The organism is Burkholderia stagnalis (assembly GCF_902830275.1).
Lineage (GTDB): Bacteria > Pseudomonadota > Gammaproteobacteria > Burkholderiales > Burkholderiaceae > Burkholderia > Burkholderia stagnalis.
Map to the genome: position 1 here is coordinate 847200 of NZ_CADESW010000001.1, position 18836 is coordinate 866035.

An 18836-nucleotide genomic window follows, 5' to 3' on the forward strand; every position below is an offset into this window, starting at 1 on the left:
CTTCCGCAAAGCAGCCATATATTCGGTGCAGGATCCTCCAACGCTTGTTCGAACAGTCAGGACACCCGCGTATCGATTGGATTGCTATGCGTGTCGCTTGGGGTTCCACGCTTTGTGCACGAACTCAAGACGGTTGCCGTCGAGGTCGGCGACGTTGGCGGCGTAGTAGCCGGGGGCGAAGTAGGTACGATCCGCCGGTTTCCCCTCGTCGATACCGCCAGCTTTGATTGCAGCTGCGTAGGCAGCGTCGACCAGCTCATTGGTATCGCAGACGATCCCGAGGTAAAGCCCGGTCTCGCCGGGCTTGCGTTTTCGTAGCCAGATGCTTGATCCAACCCCCTCTCCCTTGCCGTACACATCGTCACCGATGCCGTAAAGATCAGGGACGCCCTCCGGGCCCGAAGCAGAGTCGTAGTTGCCGAATATTCTCCAGCCGAGTGGCTTCAAGGCCTCGGAGTAGAAGATCAGTGACTTTTCGATGTCGGTGACTGAGATGTAAACGTGGTCGATCATTGGGTCGCCTTCGACGTGGATGGGTACTGTCCGTGCCTCACTATATTCGACGGATGAGTATCCATACTCATGCCGCGCATGTGGGGCAGAGACATCACTGCATCAAAGCCGGGCACGGATCAGGGTTGACGTTTGCCACGGCCGCCAGCGGGTTTGCCGGCCGGCTTGCGTGAACCCGCAGCCGGCTTGCCGGCGGGTTTGCTGCTGCGTGGTTTTTGCACGCTGAAGGGACTACCGCCGGACAAACTCTTGCCTTTACCCGCGCCGACAGCGCGCTGCGCCGCAGGCTTGCGCTTGTTTTCGCCGCCTTGCGGGCGCGGTTTGTTGCCGTGTACCTGCGCGGAACCCGGCGCAGCTTGCGGCACCTTGGGCTTCTTCGGCTTCTTGGGTTTCTTGATCAGTTGCCCCGTCGCGCTGGTTTCCGGCACGCGGTGTTCGGCTTCGAAACCCGGCTCTTCTTCGCGGGGCAGCGTTTGCCGGATCAGCGCTTCGATCGCGGCCAGTTGCGGCGCTTCGTCGGCGCACACCAGGGACACCGCCACGCCGCTGGCGCCCGCGCGGCCGGTGCGGCCGATACGGTGCACGTAGTCCTGCGCCACGATCGGCAGGTCGACGTTGATCACCAGCGGCAGATCGTCGATATCCAGCCCGCGCGCAGCCACGTCGGTGGCGACCAGCATCTGGACTTCGCCCGCCTTGAAGCGCTCCAGCGCACGCAGGCGCGCGGGTTGCGGTTTGTCGCCGTGGATGGTGTCGACCGCATAGCCCGCGTCGTCCAGCATGGCCGCCAGGTAATCCACGCCCTTGCGGGTCTTGACGAACACCAGCGCGTGATCCCAGTTGTTTTCTGCCACGAGGTGCATGAACAGATCAGGCTTGTTCCTTTTATCGACCGGCACCACCCACTGCTTGATCTTGCTGGCCGTGGCATTGGGCGGGCTGACGCTGATATTGACCGGGCCGCGCAGAATGCCCGCCGCCATGGTGCGGATTTCATCGGAAAATGTGGCGGAGAACAGCAGCGTCTGGCGCCGGGCGGGCAACGCGGCAAAGACGGCGTCGAGTTCGCGCGCAAAGCCCAGATCCAGCATGCGGTCGGCTTCATCCAGCACCAGCGTTTGCACCTGATCGAACTGCACCGCGTTCTGGCGATTGAGATCCAGCAAGCGGCCCGGCGTGGCAACGAGCACATCCACGCCCTTGCGCAGCTTCATCATCTGCGGGTTGATGCTCACACCGCCGTAGGCAGCGAGAAATCGCAAGTCGAGGCCTTTGCCGTAAGCGATGAAGCTTTGCAGCACTTGTTCGGCCAGTTCACGCGTAGGCACCAGCACCAGCACGCGCGCGCGGTTGCTGGACACCGCCGGGCCGTGCTGCACCAGCCTTTGCAGCAGCGGCAGCGCAAAACCCGCCGTTTTGCCCGTGCCCGTCTGCGCCGCGGCCATGATGTCCTTGCCGCCGAGCACGGCAGGAATCGCCTTGGCCTGCACCGGCGTAGGTGTCTGGTAATTGAGATCCTGCACATTACGCAGCAAGGGATCGATCAGGCCAAGCGAGGCAAAGGACATGGGCGTGTTCCGGGCTAAAACCGCAATTCTAGCGGTTACCGCGCGGATGGCCCCGCGCACGTCCATGGTCGAAAGGATCGACGTTGAAAGAACCCCAACAATCCGGAATCCGAATTCAATCCGGACAGCCGAGCTTCGTGGCCAGTTCGCCCAGATCATCGACCTCGAAATCCCACGCGTCTGCCGCGCGCAGGTCCGTGGTCTGGTTCGGCCCGTGTTCGGTCGGCCGCTTGACGAAGGCGGTCGTCAGGCCGCACCGCCGCGCCGCGCCGAGATCGCCGTTATGGGCCGCGACGAGGCACACCTCGGCCGGCGCGAGGCCGAGAATGTCCACGGTGTCGATGTACACCTGCGGCGACGGCTTGTACATGCGCACCACTTCCGCGCCGAGAATCGCATCCCACGGCAGGCCGGCCCGCTTCGCGATATCCACCATCAGGCGGATGTTCCCGTTCGACAGCGGCGCGATGATGAAACGCAGCTTCAGGCGCGACAGCGCCGCGACGGAATCCGGCCATGGGTCCAGGCTGTGCCACCCGAGGTTGAGTGCGTCGACCTCCGCGTCCGGCGCGCCGGCAATCCCGTGCCGCTCGAGCACGCGGACCAGGTTCTCCCGGTGCAGCACGTCGAGCCGCACGAATGGCCGGCGTCCGCTGCGGATTTCCTCCATCGCCGGCCCGTACTCGAGCCGCCACGCATCCGCGAACGCAAACGGGTCGAGCCCCGGCGCGTGACGATTCAGAAACGGCGCCGCCGCGCGCGCAACGCCGCTTCGCCAGTCGACGACCGTTCCGAACACGTCGAACACGAGGGCCTTGATTGCGGTGGAATGCGTCATTGATCCGATCCTCCAGCAGCAACAGTAGAAATGGCGATTGCCGGCCCGAAGGGGCCGGCAATCGAAGCGGATTCACGCTACGTCGAAATCCGCCGACGAGCAAGTCGTTTGCGTCCGCGGTTCAACGCCGCGCCGCCAGCCTGCGCACCACCCGCACCAGCGCATCGACCTCGTCGCAGGTGTTGTAGAACGCCAGCGATGGCCGCACCGTCGCCTCGAGCCCGAAGCGCCGCAGGATCGGCTGCGCGCAGTGATGCCCCGAGCGCACCGCGATGCCCTCTTCGTTCAGCGCCTGCCCGACCTCCTCGGTCTCGTAGCCCTTCAGCACGAACGACAGCACGCTCGCCTTGTCGCGCGCCGTGCCGACCAGCCGCACGCCCGGCACCGGCGCGAGCACGCTCGTCGCATACGCGAGCAGGTCGTGCTCGTAGCGCGCGATGTTCTCGATGCCGATGCGGCTCACGTAGTCGAGCGCCGCGCCGAGCCCCACCGCGTCCGCGATGTTGCCGGTGCCGGCCTCGAAACGGTTCGGCGGCGGCTGGAACACGGTGCGCTCGAACGTGACGTCCGCGATCATGTTGCCGCCGCCCTGCCACGGCGGCATGTCGTCGAGGATCGCGCGCTTGCCGTACACGACGCCGATGCCGGTCGGCCCGTAGATCTTGTGCCCCGAGAACACGAAGAAATCCGCATCGAGCGCCTGCACGTCGACCCGCAGGTGCGAGATCGACTGCGCGCCGTCGACCAGCGCCTTCGCGCCCGCGCGGTGCGCAAGCTCGACGATCTCCTTCACCGGCACGACCGTGCCGAGCGCGTTCGACACCTGCGTGACGGACACGATCTTCGTGCGGTCGCTGAGCAGCTTGCGATACTCGTCGAGCAGCACCTGCCCCGAATCGTCGACCGGGATCACGCGCAGCTTCGCGCCCTTCTGCGCGGCAAGCTGCTGCCACGGCACGATGTTCGCGTGATGCTCGAGATGCGACACGACGATCTCGTCGCCCTCGCCGACGTTCTGCACGCCCCACGTCTTCGCGATCAGGTTGATCGCCTCGGTCGTGCCGCGCACGAACACGATCTCGTCCGGCGACGCCGCGCCGATGAAGCGCCGCACCGTGTCGCGCGCGTGCTCGTACGCGTCGGTCGCGCGGCCCGCGAGCGCGTGCGCGGCGCGGTGGATGTTCGAGTTCTCGTGCGCATAGAAATACGCGAGCCGGTCGATCACCGCCTGCGGCTTGTGCGTCGTCGCCGCGTTGTCGAACCAGATCAGCTGCTTGCCGTTCACGCGCTCCTGCAGGATCGGGAAATCGCGGCGGATCGCGTTCACGTCGAACGGCGGATGCGCGCCGCCCGCGAGCGTGTGCGGCTCGGCGGCCCGCGCATCGTCGACGAAGTAGCGCGGGGTCGCGCCTTGCGACGCAGGCTGGGCCGGCGCATGGCGGTTCAGCGCGAGCAGCTCGCGCAGCGCGTCGTCGCCGGGCAGCCCGAACGCCTCCGGCGATGCAATGCCGTTCGTCGGCACGACGATGTCCTGCGGCGTCGCCTGCCAGCCTTGCAATGCGCCGTCGGTGAAGTAATACGGCGAAGGCGCGGCAGCAGGCGAGGTTTCGTTCACCGCGGCCGCCGCCTGCGGCACGCCGAGCGCCGCGCCGCCGACGCGCGGCTCGAACGCGGGCGCGATCGATACGACGCTGTCGGGCAGGCCGTTCTGCGCGGCCGCGTGCGGCGCGAGCGCCGGTGCGCGATTGCCGAGCGACAGCACGTGCGTCGGCGCGGACGGCGCGAGATTCGCGCCTGCCACCTTGCCCAACGCCTTGTCCTGCAGCGCGAGGCCCGGCACGCCGGTGCCCGTGCCGCCCGGGCCCGCGAGCGGCGAACCGGCCGGCGCGGGGTTGCTCACCGACGCGAGGATCGGCGCGGCCGCCGGCAGCGCCGACGGCACGCCGCCCACCGCGCCGCTGCCCGCCGACACGCCGGGCGCGGTGGCCTGCCCCGGCGGCGTCGAGAAGAATTCGGACGCGAGCCGCGCGAGCGTCGCCGGGTCGGGCAAGCCCGCCGGCAGCGGCGCATGCGGCAGCGCGCCGGCGCCGGGCAGCTCGCCCGCCGGCCGCCCGGGATTAACGGTAGGTGTCGGGATAGTCATGGTACTTGCCGATTTCGACGTCTTCGAGGACAGCCAGCGCATCCGGCGAGTGGACCGCGAGCGAGCAATACAGCGAGATCAGGTACGACGCGATCGCCTGGTTGTTGATCCCCATGAAGCGCACCGACAGCCCCGGCCCCTGCTCGCCCGCGACGCCCGGCTGGTAGAGGCCGACCACGCCCTGCCGCTTGTCGCCGACGCGCAGCAGCAGGATCTTGGTCTTGCCGTCCGCGACCGGCACCTTGTCCGACGGGATCAGCGGAATGCCGCGCCACGTGAGGAACTGCGAGCCGAACAGGCTGACCGTCGGCGGCGGCACGCCGCGCCGCGTGCATTCGCGGCCGAACGCGGCGATCGCGAGCGGATGCGTGAGGAAGAACGCCGGCTCCTTCCACACCTTGGTCAGCAGCTCGTCGAGATCGTCCGGCGTCGGCGCGCCCGTCAGCGGGAACACGCGCTGCTCGTCGGTCACGTTCGCGAGCAGGCCGTAGTCGGGGTTGTTGATCAGCTGGCTTTCCTGCAGCTCCTTGATCGTCTCGATCGTCAAGCGCAGCTGTTCCTTGATCTGGTCGTGCGGGCTGCTGTAGAGATCGGAGATTCGCGTATGCACGTCGAGCACCGTGCTCACCGCGTTCAGGAAATACTCGCGCGGCTGCTCCTCGTAAGGCACGAACGTGCGCGGCAGGATGCGCTCGTCCTCCAGCTGCGTGCACGCGGCGCGCACCGCCTCCGGGTTCTTCACCTGGTTCAGGCGGTAGATGCCGGCCTCGACCGGCACCCATTGCAGCAGGTGGGTCAGCCAGCGCGGCGTGATCGTGGACAGCTGGGGTACGGTCTTGGTGGCGTTCGCGAGTTGGCGGGCGGCGTGATCGCTCAGCGCAGCCGAGCCGCTTACTACGGTCGACATGTGTGGCTCCGGGTTCTAAAGATGAAAAACGGGATTGCTTATGACGCTGGGTGATTATCGGAAGCGCGCACCTGCCGGCTCAACATGCTATAGCCGGCATGCCGCGCAATCGATGGGGGAAACGGGGCGGCGCGGCGCGCGCCGTCAGGCGGCGAACGCGTCGGGCGCGCCGGGCAGCAGGGTCGCGATCGACACGTCGAACGCCCGCGCGATCTTGTCGGCGGTGACGATCGACGCGATCGCCTCGCCGCGCTCGATCTCGCCGACGTACGAACGGTTCAGCCCGGCATGCTCGGCGAGCTGCTCCTGCGACCAGGTGCGCGCCTCGCGCATCCGGCGCACGGTCGTGCCGAAACGATGGATCAGGTCGCTCATGACGCCGCCTGCTCGACGGGAATCCGCTCGGCCGGCGCGCGCGGCGCCTGCGACGCCTGCGATGCGTTCAGCCCTTCGCTGCGCAGCACGGCCTGCGTGATGTTCGCGCCGGGCGGCACGTCCTGCGTGAGCCACACGTTGCCGCCGATCACCGCGCCGCGCCCGATCGTCACGCGGCCGAGGATCGTCGCGCCCGCATAGATCACGACGTCGTCCTCGACGATCGGATGGCGCGCGAGGCCTTTCTCCAGATGGCCGGCCGCGTCGCGCGGGAAGCGCTTCGCGCCGAGCGTCACCGCCTGGTACACGCGCACGCGCTCGCCGATGATCGCGGTCTCGCCGATCACGACGCCCGTGCCGTGGTCGATGAAGAAGCCGCCGCCGACGCGCGCGCCCGGATGGATGTCGATGCCCGTCTCCGCATGCGCCTGCTCGGCGATGATCCGCGCGAGCAGCGGCAGGCCGAGCCCGTACAGCTCGTGCGCGAGCCGGTGATGGATCATCGCGAGGATGCCCGGGTAGCACAGCAGCACCTCGTCGACGCTGCCGGCCGCCGGATCGCCGTGGAACGCCGCGAGCACGTCGCTGTCGAGCAGGCGGCGGATCTCCGGCAGCCGCGCGGCGAACGCCTGCACGGCCGCGGATGCCGGTTCGTCGGCCGGCGCGTCCGCGTTGCGCTGGCGCGCCGCGTAGCGCAGCTCCAGCATCACCTGCGCGAGCAATGCGTTCAGCGCCGCGTCGAGCGCGTGGGCCACGTAGAAGTTCTCGCTTTCCTGGCGCAGGTCCGGCGGGCCGAGCCGCATCGGAAACAGCACGCCCTTCAGCGCGCCGACGATCTGCGCGAGCGCTTCGCGCGCCGGCAGGTCGCGGCCGCCCGGCTCCAGCGAGCGCCGCTGCTTTTCCCGCCACGCGCGGCGCTCGGCCTGCAGCGATTGAACGATGTCGTCGATGTCGAATGCGGCCACTGTCGCTTCTCCCCGTATCGGCCTTGTTTCAGTCCTGCGCCCACGGCAAGCCGTGAAAGCGCCAGCCGTTGCGGCTGCCGCGGCGCTGCTGTTCGTCCAGGTCGCCCTCGAAGCCTTCGAGCACGTTGAACACTTGCGTGAAGCCGGCCTTCGCCGCCGCCTCGGCGGCCTGCGCCGAGCGGTTGCCGCTGCGGCACAGCAGCAGGATCAGCGCGTCCTTGCCGGTTTTCGCTTCCAGTTCGCGCACGAAGCGCGGGTTGCGCGTGAGGCTCGTGCCGGTCGCCCACGGCACGTGCAGCGTGTCCGGCACATGGCCGACGAACTTGCGCTCTTCGGCGGTACGCACGTCGACCAGCAACGCGTCGCCGGCCGAGAACAGCGCCCACGCGATGTCGGGCGCCACGCCGCCCGCATAGGGCGCGCCCGCGGCCGCTGCGGCAGCGCGGGCGTCGTCGAGCGCTTGCCGGGCTGCGGTTCGTTCTTCCACTGCATATGTCATGACGTCTCCTTGTCGGTTCGTCCGATCAAAAACGCTGGGATATGCGGCCGGTGCAGCTTGCATGCTGTCTATAGCCGTCAGCGCCACTATGCGAGCGCGTGCGGGGATGCAGAACCAATAAAAATTCATTTCCTAATCAGCGCCGGATGAATTGCTATCGCGGTTGTGCGCTATCGGGCGGATTGGTGCGGTTTGTCGCGCAGCCTGCGAGGCGCGCGTCGGGTGCCGAGGCACCGACGCGGAAAGGGAGAACGGGGGAAGAATGTCGGCGCGCCGGACGGCGCGTCGTGATGGAAACCGAAGCCGAGCGTACGGCCCGGCTTCGGCGGCGCGCGAGGCGCCGTGTTCGCTTACTGCGCGTCGTGCTTCGCGCGTTCCGCCGCCGCGATGATCGCGTCGGCCACGGCCTTCGGCTGGCTCAGCATCGCCACATGGCTGCCGTTCACGCGCGTGAGCGTCGCGCCGATCCGCTTCGCCATCGTTTCCTGCAGCGTCGGATCGATCATCCGGTCCTGCGTCGCGACGACGAAGGTCGACGGCTTCGCATGCCAGGCGGCCTGCGTGACCTTCTCCGAGATGCACCCGCCGTACCACGGCCCTTGCGTCGCCGCGACGAGGCGCTGCTGCGCGGCCGGCAGATCCGGCGCGAAATTCTGCGCGATCGCCTTGTCCGACAGCGTGGCGAAGCCGCCCGCGTCCTTGCGCAGTTCGCCGGCCCACGCCGGCGGCGGCAGCCCCTGCGTGACGTCGGCGATCGACTGGCCGTTGTCGGGCGCGAACGCCGCGACGTAGACGAGCGACTTCACCTTGTCGTCATTGCCCGCGTCGCTGATCACCACGCCGGCCCACGAGTGGCCGACCAGCACGACGGGCCCCTGCTGCTGGTCGATCGCGCGCTTCGTGGCGGCCGCGTCGTCGGCAAGCGAGCTCAGCGGGTTCTGCACGGACACCACGTGCAGCCCGCGCGCTTCCAGCAGCGGAATCACGCGGTTCCAGCTCGACCCGTCGGCGAACGCGCCGTGCACGAGCACGACGTTGGTGCCTTTCAGATCGTCCTTCGGCGCGGCATGCGCCGCCGCTGCGCCGAACAGCCCGCCGATCACCGCGGCGGAAACCAGCACCCGTTGCATCGTTCGAACCATGGTCATGCTCCTTCTTGTCGTGTTGTTCACATGAAGCGCCGCCGATGGGCGGCGCAGGCGGCAGCGGATCACGAATGTGCGTAGATGTCGTCGGACGGGATCGTGTCGTGGTGGACGGCGCGCGCCTGCACCATGTCGCGATGCGGCGCCGGCGCGGGCGTATCGGCCACGTTGTCGCCTTCCGACTTCGACGGGCCGTTCTGGTCGGAACGTGCGACCTGCAGCGCGGCGGCGACGTCGTCCGGGTAATGCGGTTCGCTGCGGGCCGGGTTGTAGCCGGCCTGCTCCAGCCGAACGAGTTCGGCGCGCACGTCGGCGCGGGTGAGGCCATGGCCGGTATCGGCGAAGGACAGTGCGGGAGCGATGGCAAGCAAGGCGGCAGCGAGGATTCGGGCGGTTTTCATCAACGTTCTCCTGAAGGAAAGTGAGCAGTCGATCATTCGGTATCCGACTCAACGTCGTTCATCGAACGTTTTCTGCATGTCGACAGTAGAACCCGCCCACGTATCTCGCATGTTTCCGGAACAGGGGCCCGGTGCATGCCAGTTTTTCCAGGATGGCCGCAGATACAGTGGGATACACAATCACGCGAGGCGGCGTTGGCGATTCACGTCGCGCGCCTGCGGCAATGAACATGTCGACGTCATTGCGACGCCGAAGCGGGATCAGTCTCGAGCGCGCGGCGTGGCCGCGCGTCGGGCCCGGTCAGGCGCCAGCCCGGGCAGCGCGCGATTCCCCTTCGCTTGTCGCGCCGCCCGATTTACGCCAATACGCGTCCACCTGCCCGACGACCTGTGCGACCGTCGAGCGCGGCGCGCGCCGCAGTTGCCGATCGTAAAGCGCGAGCAACCCGCCGATCGCTGCCGTGGAGGTGGCCGTCGCCGGCGCACATCGGCCGTCGACGATCGCGCCCGAATCGCACTGATTGATCGCTTCCTGCGCCGCGGTAAACGTGTCGCGGCTCTCGGGCCCGTCCTCGACGCCGGCCTCCAGCAGAAAATAGGCCGCGACCAGCGCGTGGGTCAGCCCGACCAACGTATGGCGATCGCCCTGGCCAGCCTGAAGGGTACACAGTGCGAGATGGCACTCGAGCGAGATCCTGTCGCGATCCGCAGCGGGGAGCGGCAACAGGTCGAACTTCGATCGGGCCACGATCTTCCGCGGTTTCATCAATGTGGCGATGCTCAGACGTTTGCGATGCCCTGTGATTACGGCATCGTTCGACGCGAACTTTAGCCGTGCAGCCAGGGAAAATTCCGCCACCGCCCGAACACGCCGATTCTTAGTTCGAAGACCCAACCGTGACCCACAGCGAAAAGCGGCGTGCCGGGCACGGCACGCCGTTTTTCACTGACGCTTCACGTCATGTCACGGCGCGAGCCGCGTGAACACGAAGTCGTGGTTCTTCACGCGCGCCTGGTGGCACGCGAAGCAAGTCTGATGCTGGCCGAGGTCGGCCGGCACGCCGTTGACGAAGCGCCCGAAGCCCCAGCCGCCGGTCGATGCGTAGCGGCGCGAATCCTTCACCATCACCTGCACGGTCGTCGCCTGCCCCGGCACCGTCGCCGGCGGAAACTCGTCGGACTGCTTGCGTTTGTAAGCGAGCTTGACGAGGATCGTGCCGTCCGGAAACGGCAGCGTCGCCTGCTCGAGCGCGCGGATCGCGACCGGATTGCCGAGCACCACGCGCAGCTCGTCGAGCGGCGCGGCCTCCTCGGCCGGCGCGACCATTTCCCATTTCCGGTAGCCGGGCGGGATCGTCACGCCGTAGATCGGCGACGCCGCCGGTTTCTGCGGCTCCGCGACCGCCGCCGGGCCGCCCGCCGCGAGCGCACCGAGCAGCAGCGCGCCCGCCACGCGCCGCCGGATGCCGGTTGCCGCCCGCATCACAGGTGCTCCACTTGCAGGATCGCGTCGGCGAATGCCTGCGGCGCTTCCTGCGGCAGGTTGTGGCCGATGCCGCCGCTGATCGTGCGGTGCTGATATTTACCAGTGAATTTCTTCGCATACGCGGCCGGTTCCGGATGCGGTGCGCCGTTCGCGTCGCCTTCCATCGTGATCGTCGGCACCGAGATCGACGGGCCCGCCGCGAGACGCCGCTCGATGTCGTCGTATTGCGCCTCGCCCTTCGCGAGCCCGAGACGCCAGCGATAGTTGTGGATCACGACGGCCACGTGATCGGGGTTATTGAACGACGCCGCCGAGCGCGCGTAGGTCGCATCGTCGAACTGCCATTTCGGCGAAGCGAGCTGCCAGATCAGCTTGTTGAACGCCTCGCGGTTCGTCGCGTAGCCGAGCGCGCCGCGCTCGGTCGTGAAGTAGAACTGATACCACCACTGGAATTCGGCCTGCGGCGGCAGCGGCTTGCGGTTCGCCTCCTGGCTGCCGATCAGGTAGCCGCTCACCGACACCAGCGCCTTCACGCGCTGCGGCCACAGCGCCGCGATGATGTCGGCCGTGCGCGCGCCCCAGTCGTAGCCGCCGAACACCGCGCGGTCGATCTTCAGCGCGTCCATCAGCGCGACGATGTCGACCGCCGTCACGGCCTGCTGCCCGTTGCGCGGCGTGTCGGCCGAGCGGAACGTGGTCGAGCCGTAGCCGCGCAGGTACGGCACGATCACGCGATAGCCGGCCGCCACGAGCAGCGGCGCAACCTCGGCGTAGCTGTGGATGTCGTACGGCCAGCCGTGCAGCAGGAACACGACGGGGCCGTTCCTCGGGCCGACGTCCGCATACCCGACGTTGAGCACGCCCGCGTCGATCTGGTGGATCGTGTCGAACGACGCGCCGCCGGCCGCGCGCGGCTTCGGCGGCGCGGCGGGCGCCGTTTGCGCATGGGCGAGCGTGCCGAGCCCGAGGTCGGCGAGGCTCGCAAGCGTCGTACCGAGGATCAGGCGGCGGCGGGTGTTCACGGTATCAGGCATGACTCGTTCTCCATGGTCGGTAGCTGAGGAAAGGGCGCGCTGCAATCGCTTCACCGGATTTATATCCGAACCGGGCGGACGCTTTGTATCCCAACGTATCTGTGTCCGATACCGACATACAGCGATTCAAAATCCCGCGAAAAACAACGCTCTCAGACGAACGCGAGCCGCCTTTCAGCAGGCCCGCGCCCTTCAGGCCGCGCCTACGCGCGACGCAGCGGCCGGAACCCGGCACGCACCTCCTGCGCGAACAGCTCGGGCTCCTCCCATGCCGCGAAATGCCCGCCCTTGTCGACTTCGTTGAAATAGATCAGGTTGTGATAGCAGCGCTCGGCCCAGCTGCGCGGCGCCTGGTAGATCTCGCCGGGAAACACGGTGATCGCCGCCGGCAGCGCGATGTCCACCGCGTTGAAGTTGTTCGAGTGATCTTCCCAGTAGATCTGCGCGGCGGACGTCGCGGTGTTCGTCAGCCAGTAGAGCGAGATGTCGTCGAGAATCTCGTCGCGCGGAATCGAGCGCTCGGGAATGCCGCCGCTGTACGTCCACTGCGAGATCTTGTCGACCATCCAGGCGGCCTGCCCTGAAGGAGAATCGGCGAGCGCATAGCCGACGGTTTGCGGGCGCGTCACCATCATCGCCGAGTAGCCGCAGTTGTCGCGATAGAACGTCGCGAGCTTCTCGTACGCGGCCTTCTCCTTCGGCGACAGCCCGGCCGGCGCGGGCGCGTCGGTGGCGAGCAGCGTCGCGATGTCGGGCGGCACGGTGGCCGGCATGTTCACGTGAATCCCGGCCAGCCCCTTCACGCGCTGCTTCGCCATGCGGTGCGAGATCACCGAGCCGCAGTCGCCGCCCTGCGACACGAAGCGCGTATAGCCGAGGCGCGCCATCAGCTCGCCCCACGCGCGCGCGATGTGGTCGGAGCCCCAGCCCGTGTTCGCCGGGCGGCCCGAGAAGCCGAAGCCCGGCAGCGACGGCACGACGACGTGGAACGCATCGTCGGCGCTCGCGCCGTGCGCCGTCGGGTCGGTCAGCGGGCCGATCGCCTTCAGCAATTCGAAGATCGAGCCGGGCCAGCCGTGCGTCATGATCATCGGCATCGCGTTCGCGTGGCGCGAGCGTACGTGGATGAAATGAATGTCGAGCCCGTCGATCTCGGTGATGAACATCGGGAAGCCGTTCAGGCGCGCCTCGCCCTTGCGCCAGTCGTAGTCGGTGCCCCAGTAGCGGAGCAGCGCCTGCATGCGCGCGAGCCGCACGCCCTGCGATTCGTCGGCGACGGTCTCGCGGCCCGGCCAGCGCGTCGCGGCGATGCGGCGGCGCAGGTCGGCGAGCTGGTCGTCGGGAATGTGCGCGGTGAACGGGCGGATGCTGCCGCCGCCCGTCGCGGCATGGAGTGCGGTGGGAAGCATCGCGGATACGCCCGCGGCCACGGACGTGGCCAGCAGGTGACGCCGCATCGGGGAAAACGGTGTGGAAGACATCGCTTGGCATCTCCTTTCGGAAAGTGGACATGCCGCGCGCCCGGGGGCGTCTCTCCTTTCGTTTCTGGCGCGCCCCGGCCACGCGGTGTCGCCCATTTGAAAGGTCTGATGTATCCGGGATTTGTCTGACTTGTAGGGTTTTGTAGCAGGCAGGCGGCCGGGCGGCCGCCTCCGTCGCGGCGCTCAGAGCGCCTTCACGATCGCGCCGTCGACGCGAATGTTCTGCCCCGTGATGTAGCCCGCGCCGTCGGACAGCAGGAACGCGACCGTCTTCGCGATCTCCTGCGTCTTGCCGAACCGGCCGGCCGGAATGCGCGCGACGATCTCCGGTGTTTCCGGCCAGCTGTCGATGAAGCCCGGCAGCACCGCGTTCATCCGGATGTTCTCGGCTGCATAGCGTTCCGCGTAGAGGCGGGTCCACGCGCTCAACGCCGCGCGCAGCGCCGACGACACGGGCATCGGCTGCTCGGGCGCATCCGCCGCGAAGCTCGAGATGTTCACCACCGCGCCGCCGCCCTGCTTCTGGAAGATCGGCGTCACGCGGCGCATCACGCGCACGACGTTCAGCAGGATCAGGTCGAGCCCCGCGTGCCAGTTGTCGTCGGTGATCGCCAGCAGGTCGCCCTTCGGCGGATGGCCTGTGTTGTTCACGACCGCGTCGATCCGGCCGTAGCGCGCGACCGTCTCCTGCACCAGCCGCTCGATGTCGGCGTCGTCCGTCACCGAGCCCTGGATGCCGAAGCCGCCCAGTTCCTCGCCGAGCGCCACCGCGCTGCCGGATGGCGACATCAGCGCGACGCGGTAGCCCGTCGCCGCCAGTTCGCGCGCGATCGCCGCGCCCATGCCCTTGCCCGCCGCCGTGATCAGCGCCACTTTTTCTACAGTCACGATGTGCTCCTCGTTCGACACCTGCCGCCGCGCAGCCGCCATTCGGCGCGCCTTGGTGGTAATGTAGGCGCATCCTTGCCGGCTGTCGAACCAGTATTTCTGCCGCCAGCCAATAGATTTTCTACAGCCTGACAATGCCGCTCCGCCCTTCCCGCCTGCCGCCGCTCAATGCGCTCCGCGCGTTCGAGGTTTCCGCGCGGCACCTGAATTTCCGCGCCGCCGCCGACGAGATCGGCGTGACGCAAGGCGCGGTCGCGCAGCAGGTGCGCCATCTCGAGGACGTGCTCGGCCTGAAGCTGTTCGAGCGGCTGCCGCGCGGCCTCGCGCTGACGCACGACGGCGCCGCGTATTTCTCCGACGTGCAGCGCGCGCTGAACGCGATCGCCGACGCGACCGGCCGGCTCGTGAAGCGCCGCGCGACGCTGACGATCAGCACGACGCCATCGTTCGCGTCGAAGTGGTTGATTCCGCGCCTCGCGCAATTCACGGATGCGCACCCCGGCTACGACGTGCGCGTGATCGCCGACCAGCAGCTCGCGACCTTCCGCCACGACGGCGTCGATCTCGCGATCCGCTACGGCAAGCCGCCGTTCGGCAAGCATCTCGCCGCGCACGCGCTGTTCCCGCTCGACGTCAGCGCGGTGTGCAGCCCCGCGCTGCTGGCCGCGCCCGCGTCGCCGCGCGCGCTCGCCGGCCAGGTGCTGCTGCACGACGCGCACGATCTGTGGCCCGCGTTCCTCGACGCGCTGCCGGAGAGCGTCGACGTCGATCCGCACAAGGGGCTGCGCTTCAACCAGACGTCGCTCGCGATCGACGCGGCCGTCGCCGGCCAGGGCATCGCGCTCGCGACCGATCCTTTGGTCGAGCGCGATATCGCGGCCGGCCGGCTGTGCAGGCCGTTCGATTTCGCGTTTCCGCTGTCGATGGGGTTTTATCTCGTATATCCGGCCGAGCGGCGGGACGATGAGGCGATCGCGGTGATGCGCGAGTGGATGATTCGTCAGGCGGTGGCGGACGGGCAGCCTTGAGCGAGGGCGGTCATCCGGTCATCAAGTCAGGGGGCGATCCAGCGGGCTTCGTAGCCGTCGTCATGCAGATCGAACACCGCGCGGCGATGGCCGGCGCGCGCGAGTTCGAGCCAGTCGATGCGCGTGACGGTTACGTGGATCAGGCAGAAATTGGCGTAGCCGTCGTCTTCCGGCGTAGCGCGTTGATTCGCGGTGACATGCGCATCTTCGGGGGTGTCGACCGGCGTTCCCGGCGGCAATGGCGCGCGATACAGCAGCAGCGTATGCGGACGACTCGATTGCCAAATCGCGCGCCGCTCGGCTTCGTCGTCGCAGATCGATGCGAGGCCTTCTATTCGAATCTGGATGAGCGCGTCGAGATCATTGCCGATGAGCGCGATGCGCGGGTCGCGACGCAACTCCGCGACCTTCTCCGAACGCACGTCGGTGTGGAATGACAGCCGATGCTCGTCACGACGCACCTGACGCAGCACGACCGTGCGCACCTTCGGCGCGCCGTCGAGGCCGAGCGTCGCGAATTGCAGCATCGTGAACGGCGAGCGGTGTTCACTGACGCCGGATTCAAGGCTTGACCAAAGACGGTCGTAAGTATCCGAAAGCGATTCGGCGGCGGTGTCGGAAGCGGGCATGATCGGCGATCGGGAGCGTCTGTATCTATATCTATATCTGGATTGATCGCGAGAGCTTAACCGTTTCGGCAGCAGGCGGCGTTGCGCGTGTGGTGCACCGCCCGCTGGTTCGATCGGTCGTATCAGTTGTAGCCGCGCACGGCCGGTGCCGTGTCGCCCGCGTCGGCCGGCTCGGCGCCGAAGCGGCCGAGCACGTCGGCGACGTATTGCGGCCCGGCGCTGATCTGCGACGACCGGTGCGCGACGGGGTGGGTGTCGGCGATGCCCAATGCTGCGTCCAGCGATGCGAAGTCGTTTGCGGTGAAGTTCATGTTTGTGTCTCCTCAGGCGGCCAGCGCCGCGCCATACGCGCGCACGAGGCGCGCCACGCCTTCCCGGATCGCGTCGACGTCCGGCGCGGCGAACGACAGGCGCAGCGATGCGTCGTCGACGTTGTCCGCGAAGAACGCGTTGCCGGGCACGAAGACGATCTTGTTCGCGATCGCCTGCTGCAGCAGCACGGCCGACGACACCGCGCCGATCCGCGCCCATACGAACATCCCGCCTTCGGGACGATGGAATTCGATCGCGTCGCCGAAGCCGGCTTGCAATGCGTCGCACATCGCGTCGCATTTGCGCTGGTAGGCCGCCGTGATGCGCGGCAGATGGCGCTCGAGCGCGCCGTCGGCGAGGTATTCGGCGGCGGTTGCCTGCGTCCACGGCGCGCTGCACAGGTCGACCGTCTGCTTCGCGATCACGCAGCGCCGCGCGATCTCGGCCGGCGCGATCGTCCAGCCCACGCGCAACCCCGGCGCGACGATCTTCGACAGGCTCGCGAAATGCACGATCCAGTCGCGCGCGCCGTCTACTTCATCGGCCAGCGCGAGCATCGACGGCACGGCTTCGCCCGCGAAACGCAGGTCGCCGTAGGGGTCGTCCTCGATGATCAGGAAGCGGTGTTGCACCGCGAGACGCAGCAGTTTCAGGCGACGTTCGCGCGTGAGCGTCGCGCCGGTGGGGTTTGCGAAGGTCGGGACGGTGTAGAGCAGTTTTGGCTGCGCGATCGTGCCCGACGCGAGCAGCGTGCCGAGGCGATCGACGTCGAGGCCTTCGCCGTCGACCGGGATCGTCACGATGCGGGCTTGCTGCAGGCGCATTGCCTGCAGCGTCGCCGGGTAGGCCGGCTGCTCGGTCAGCACGACGTCGCCCGGTGCGACCATCACGCGCAGCAGCAGGTCGAGGCCCTGTTGCGAGCCGGTCGTGACGAGCAGTTCGGCCGAGGTGCAGGTCACGCCGCGGCGGGACATCAGCGCGATCAGTTGCTGCTTGAGTTCGGCAAGGCCGTCGGTCGGGCCGTATTGCAGGCAGCGGATCGGTTGCGCGTAGGCGCGTTCGGCGGCGGTGTTCAGGCCGTCGATGTCGAACAGGTCGCTGGCCGGATAGCCGCCCGCGAAGGAAATCATCCCGGGTTCGGCAAGGTACTTGAACAACTCGCGGATCGGCGAGCCTGCGGGGTGCTGGAATGGAGGGGTGAACGCGTACATGTCGTCGTGGGCTGGTTGGCGGAAAGCGGCCGACGGTGCGGGCCGCCTGCCACCGGCCATCGACGCTCGTGGCGCCGACGGCGATTGCAAGCCCAGATTGTCGACAGCCGTTAAGGCCGCCGCAAACGATATCTATGCACTATGTCTTGCGGTTTGGTCATCAAATGCGGGGCTGGAGGAAGCGTTGGAAACGCCCGCGCTCTGCCGTTAATCGAATCCGTTCCATTGTTTCGCGAAGCGCGTTGTCCACTTCAAGACCCTTGCGGCCATGACAGTTGTTAAAGGTGACGGTCGGCATGCGGCGCGACTTCGAGGCAAGGGCCGGGGCGATAGCGCCCCGGCGATCAGTCGTGTTCGCGAAAATCCGGCCATCTGGCAGCAAGGGCCGCGTGAAGCGGCCCCGATTGCTTATTCCGTGTTCGCTCGCTCAGAAGGCTGATGGTAAGGCTGCTCTCGAAGCGCAAGCTCGCTGTAGTCGGGCGTGATGGTGATTTTCCGGGTGACGTGGTTGATGTCGAGGAAGACTCGGTCACCCGGTTCGAATCCGAACAGCTTGAAGTGCATGTCGACGACGTGCATCCATGGCAGGTATGGCCAGCCTCTCTTGGGCCGGTCAGGCGAGTTGCGGAGCATCATCGCAAGGATGGTGTTCGGTTTGCGCGGTTTGCGCTTTTTGGGGCGTGACTTATGATTGGCGTCAGCCATTTCCGACTCCTGTACTGAGTTGGTTGTGGTCAGCGGGTCGTATGGGTTGCCGCCCATGCGGCCCGCGCTTTTTTTGCTGCCGTGAATTTCCTTCTCTTCCCTTCGCTACGTCTTGTCGGGCAAGACGATTTTTTCGACCACAGGCGCAAAGGGTGCTCAGGTCAACATCCGATGGTCGAGAAGCAAGGCTTCAAGACCAGTTTAGCTGCGCTGGCGTCTCAGAAATGGGGTGGTGATCGGGATTAGCCGAAGGGTATATGGACGGGCGCGACACCTGGACGGATGTTGCGAATTAGTCATCTTCGTTCCGTTGCGCCTACCGAATTGGAGGTATCCGGAATTTCGTGTGTGAGGCGGGGTTGAGATTCAGACTCCAATGTTGAATCGTTCCGGGTAAAGCAGTGCGAACTGCGTCATCGCACTCTTCCAATCGTGCCGGGAGCCGGTCCATTTGGCCACGACGTTGCGCAGCGCCAGCCAGATCAGTTTGAGCGCGGCCTCGTCCGACGGAAAGTGGCCGCGCGCCTTGATGATCTTCCGAAGCTGCATGTGCAGCGACTCGATCGCGTTGGTCGTATATACAATTTTCCGGATATCCGGCGCGAAGGCGTAGAACGGAATCACCTGATCCCAGGCTCGGCGCCAGAGCGCGGCAATCGGAGGGTATTTAGTACCCCACGGGCTCGTATCGAACGCGTCCAGCGCCAC

At 67.2% G+C, this 18836-nt stretch carries 22 protein-coding genes; 1 reads left to right on the forward strand and 21 read right to left on the reverse strand.

Going from position 1 to position 18836, the window contains the following annotated elements:
• Window positions 1-84: 84 nt before the first annotated feature.
• The 15 genes from HWY45_RS03645 to HWY45_RS03715 all read right to left on the reverse strand — a co-directional run bounded on the left by HWY45_RS03645 (window position 85) and on the right by HWY45_RS03715 (window position 14243).
• A complete protein-coding gene (locus HWY45_RS03645; protein ID WP_059564137.1) occupies window positions 85-513 on the reverse strand; it encodes a VOC family protein in 429 nt (142 codons plus the stop codon).
• 119 nt (window positions 514-632) lie between these two features.
• The gene (locus HWY45_RS03650) at window positions 633-2081 is read right to left on the reverse strand and encodes a DEAD/DEAH box helicase (RefSeq protein WP_059803521.1); all 1449 of its coding nucleotides are present in this window, start codon (window positions 2079-2081) and stop codon (window positions 633-635) included.
• 115 nt (window positions 2082-2196) lie between these two features.
• Window positions 2197-2919, reverse strand: coding sequence for a haloacid dehalogenase type II (locus HWY45_RS03655; protein ID WP_059886329.1), 723 nt, complete (start codon window positions 2917-2919; stop codon window positions 2197-2199).
• Window positions 2920-3040: 121 nt separating this feature from the next.
• Window positions 3041-5062 (reverse strand): family 2A encapsulin nanocompartment cargo protein cysteine desulfurase, encoded by a 2022-nt coding sequence (locus tag HWY45_RS03660; RefSeq protein WP_059886327.1) that lies wholly within the window; start codon window positions 5060-5062, stop codon window positions 3041-3043.
• On the reverse strand, window positions 5037-5969 hold the full coding sequence (locus HWY45_RS03665; RefSeq protein ID WP_059564141.1) for a family 2A encapsulin nanocompartment shell protein: 933 nt from the start codon (window positions 5967-5969) through the stop codon (window positions 5037-5039). The genes HWY45_RS03660 and HWY45_RS03665 overlap by 26 nt, the downstream gene beginning before the upstream one ends.
• A gap of 144 nt (window positions 5970-6113) precedes the next feature.
• Window positions 6114-6344 (reverse strand): helix-turn-helix domain-containing protein, encoded by a 231-nt coding sequence (locus HWY45_RS03670; RefSeq protein ID WP_059803513.1) that lies wholly within the window; start codon window positions 6342-6344, stop codon window positions 6114-6116.
• Window positions 6341-7309, reverse strand: a complete 969-nt coding sequence (gene epsC, locus HWY45_RS03675) for a serine O-acetyltransferase EpsC (protein ID WP_059886324.1) — start codon at window positions 7307-7309, stop codon at window positions 6341-6343. Before epsC ends, HWY45_RS03670 begins: the two co-directional genes overlap by 4 nt.
• Window positions 7310-7337: 28 nt before the next feature.
• The gene (locus HWY45_RS03680) at window positions 7338-7808 is read right to left on the reverse strand and encodes a rhodanese-like domain-containing protein (RefSeq protein ID WP_059886323.1); all 471 of its coding nucleotides are present in this window, start codon (window positions 7806-7808) and stop codon (window positions 7338-7340) included.
• A 350-nt stretch (window positions 7809-8158) separates the two neighbouring features.
• Window positions 8159-8950, reverse strand: a complete 792-nt coding sequence (locus HWY45_RS03685) for an alpha/beta fold hydrolase (protein ID WP_059886321.1) — start codon at window positions 8948-8950, stop codon at window positions 8159-8161.
• Window positions 8951-9018: 68 nt separating this feature from the next.
• A complete protein-coding gene (locus HWY45_RS03690) occupies window positions 9019-9354 on the reverse strand; it encodes a DUF4148 domain-containing protein (RefSeq protein ID WP_059886319.1) in 336 nt (111 codons plus the stop codon).
• Window positions 9355-9655: 301 nt separating this feature from the next.
• Entirely contained in the window at window positions 9656-10213 is a 558-nt protein-coding gene (locus tag HWY45_RS03695) for a hypothetical protein (RefSeq protein WP_230942041.1), read from the reverse strand.
• Between the two features lie 105 nt (window positions 10214-10318).
• Window positions 10319-10837 carry a cytochrome P460 family protein gene (locus HWY45_RS03700; protein WP_059886317.1) on the reverse strand — a complete coding sequence of 173 codons (519 nt, stop codon included), beginning with the start codon at window positions 10835-10837 and terminating at the stop codon, window positions 10319-10321.
• Window positions 10837-11874, reverse strand: a complete 1038-nt coding sequence (locus HWY45_RS03705) for an alpha/beta fold hydrolase (protein ID WP_059886315.1) — start codon at window positions 11872-11874, stop codon at window positions 10837-10839. Before HWY45_RS03705 ends, HWY45_RS03700 begins: the two co-directional genes overlap by 1 nt.
• Window positions 11875-12077: 203 nt before the next feature.
• Window positions 12078-13355 carry an epoxide hydrolase family protein gene (locus tag HWY45_RS03710; protein WP_059564150.1) on the reverse strand — a complete coding sequence of 426 codons (1278 nt, stop codon included), beginning with the start codon at window positions 13353-13355 and terminating at the stop codon, window positions 12078-12080.
• A 183-nt stretch (window positions 13356-13538) separates the two neighbouring features.
• A complete protein-coding gene (locus tag HWY45_RS03715) occupies window positions 13539-14243 on the reverse strand; it encodes an SDR family oxidoreductase (RefSeq protein ID WP_059886444.1) in 705 nt (234 codons plus the stop codon).
• A 134-nt stretch (window positions 14244-14377) separates the two neighbouring features.
• Here HWY45_RS03715 and gcvA point away from each other — a divergent pair, with 134 nt between their 5' ends.
• The gene (gene gcvA, locus HWY45_RS03720) at window positions 14378-15271 is read left to right on the forward strand and encodes a transcriptional regulator GcvA (protein WP_059886314.1); all 894 of its coding nucleotides are present in this window, start codon (window positions 14378-14380) and stop codon (window positions 15269-15271) included.
• Window positions 15272-15297: 26 nt separating this feature from the next.
• Here the strand turns inward: gcvA and HWY45_RS03725 are convergent, their stop codons facing one another.
• The 6 genes from HWY45_RS03725 to HWY45_RS03750 form a co-directional block, all read right to left on the reverse strand.
• On the reverse strand, window positions 15298-15900 hold the full coding sequence (locus tag HWY45_RS03725) for a pyridoxamine 5'-phosphate oxidase family protein (RefSeq protein ID WP_059886313.1): 603 nt from the start codon (window positions 15898-15900) through the stop codon (window positions 15298-15300).
• Window positions 15901-16022: 122 nt separating this feature from the next.
• Window positions 16023-16211, reverse strand: coding sequence for a hypothetical protein (locus tag HWY45_RS03730; protein WP_059564153.1), 189 nt, complete (start codon window positions 16209-16211; stop codon window positions 16023-16025).
• A 12-nt stretch (window positions 16212-16223) separates the two neighbouring features.
• Window positions 16224-17423 (reverse strand): aminotransferase-like domain-containing protein, encoded by a 1200-nt coding sequence (locus HWY45_RS03735; RefSeq protein WP_059886310.1) that lies wholly within the window; start codon window positions 17421-17423, stop codon window positions 16224-16226.
• 160 nt (window positions 17424-17583) lie between these two features.
• The gene (locus HWY45_RS03740) at window positions 17584-17721 is read right to left on the reverse strand and encodes a hypothetical protein (RefSeq protein ID WP_155631883.1); all 138 of its coding nucleotides are present in this window, start codon (window positions 17719-17721) and stop codon (window positions 17584-17586) included.
• Window positions 17722-17831: 110 nt separating this feature from the next.
• Window positions 17832-18128, reverse strand: coding sequence for a hypothetical protein (locus HWY45_RS03745; RefSeq protein ID WP_059886442.1), 297 nt, complete (start codon window positions 18126-18128; stop codon window positions 17832-17834).
• 366 nt (window positions 18129-18494) lie between these two features.
• Window positions 18495-18836, reverse strand: a 342-nt coding sequence (locus HWY45_RS03750) for a transposase (protein WP_150999185.1), incomplete at its 5' end; no start/stop codon positions are given.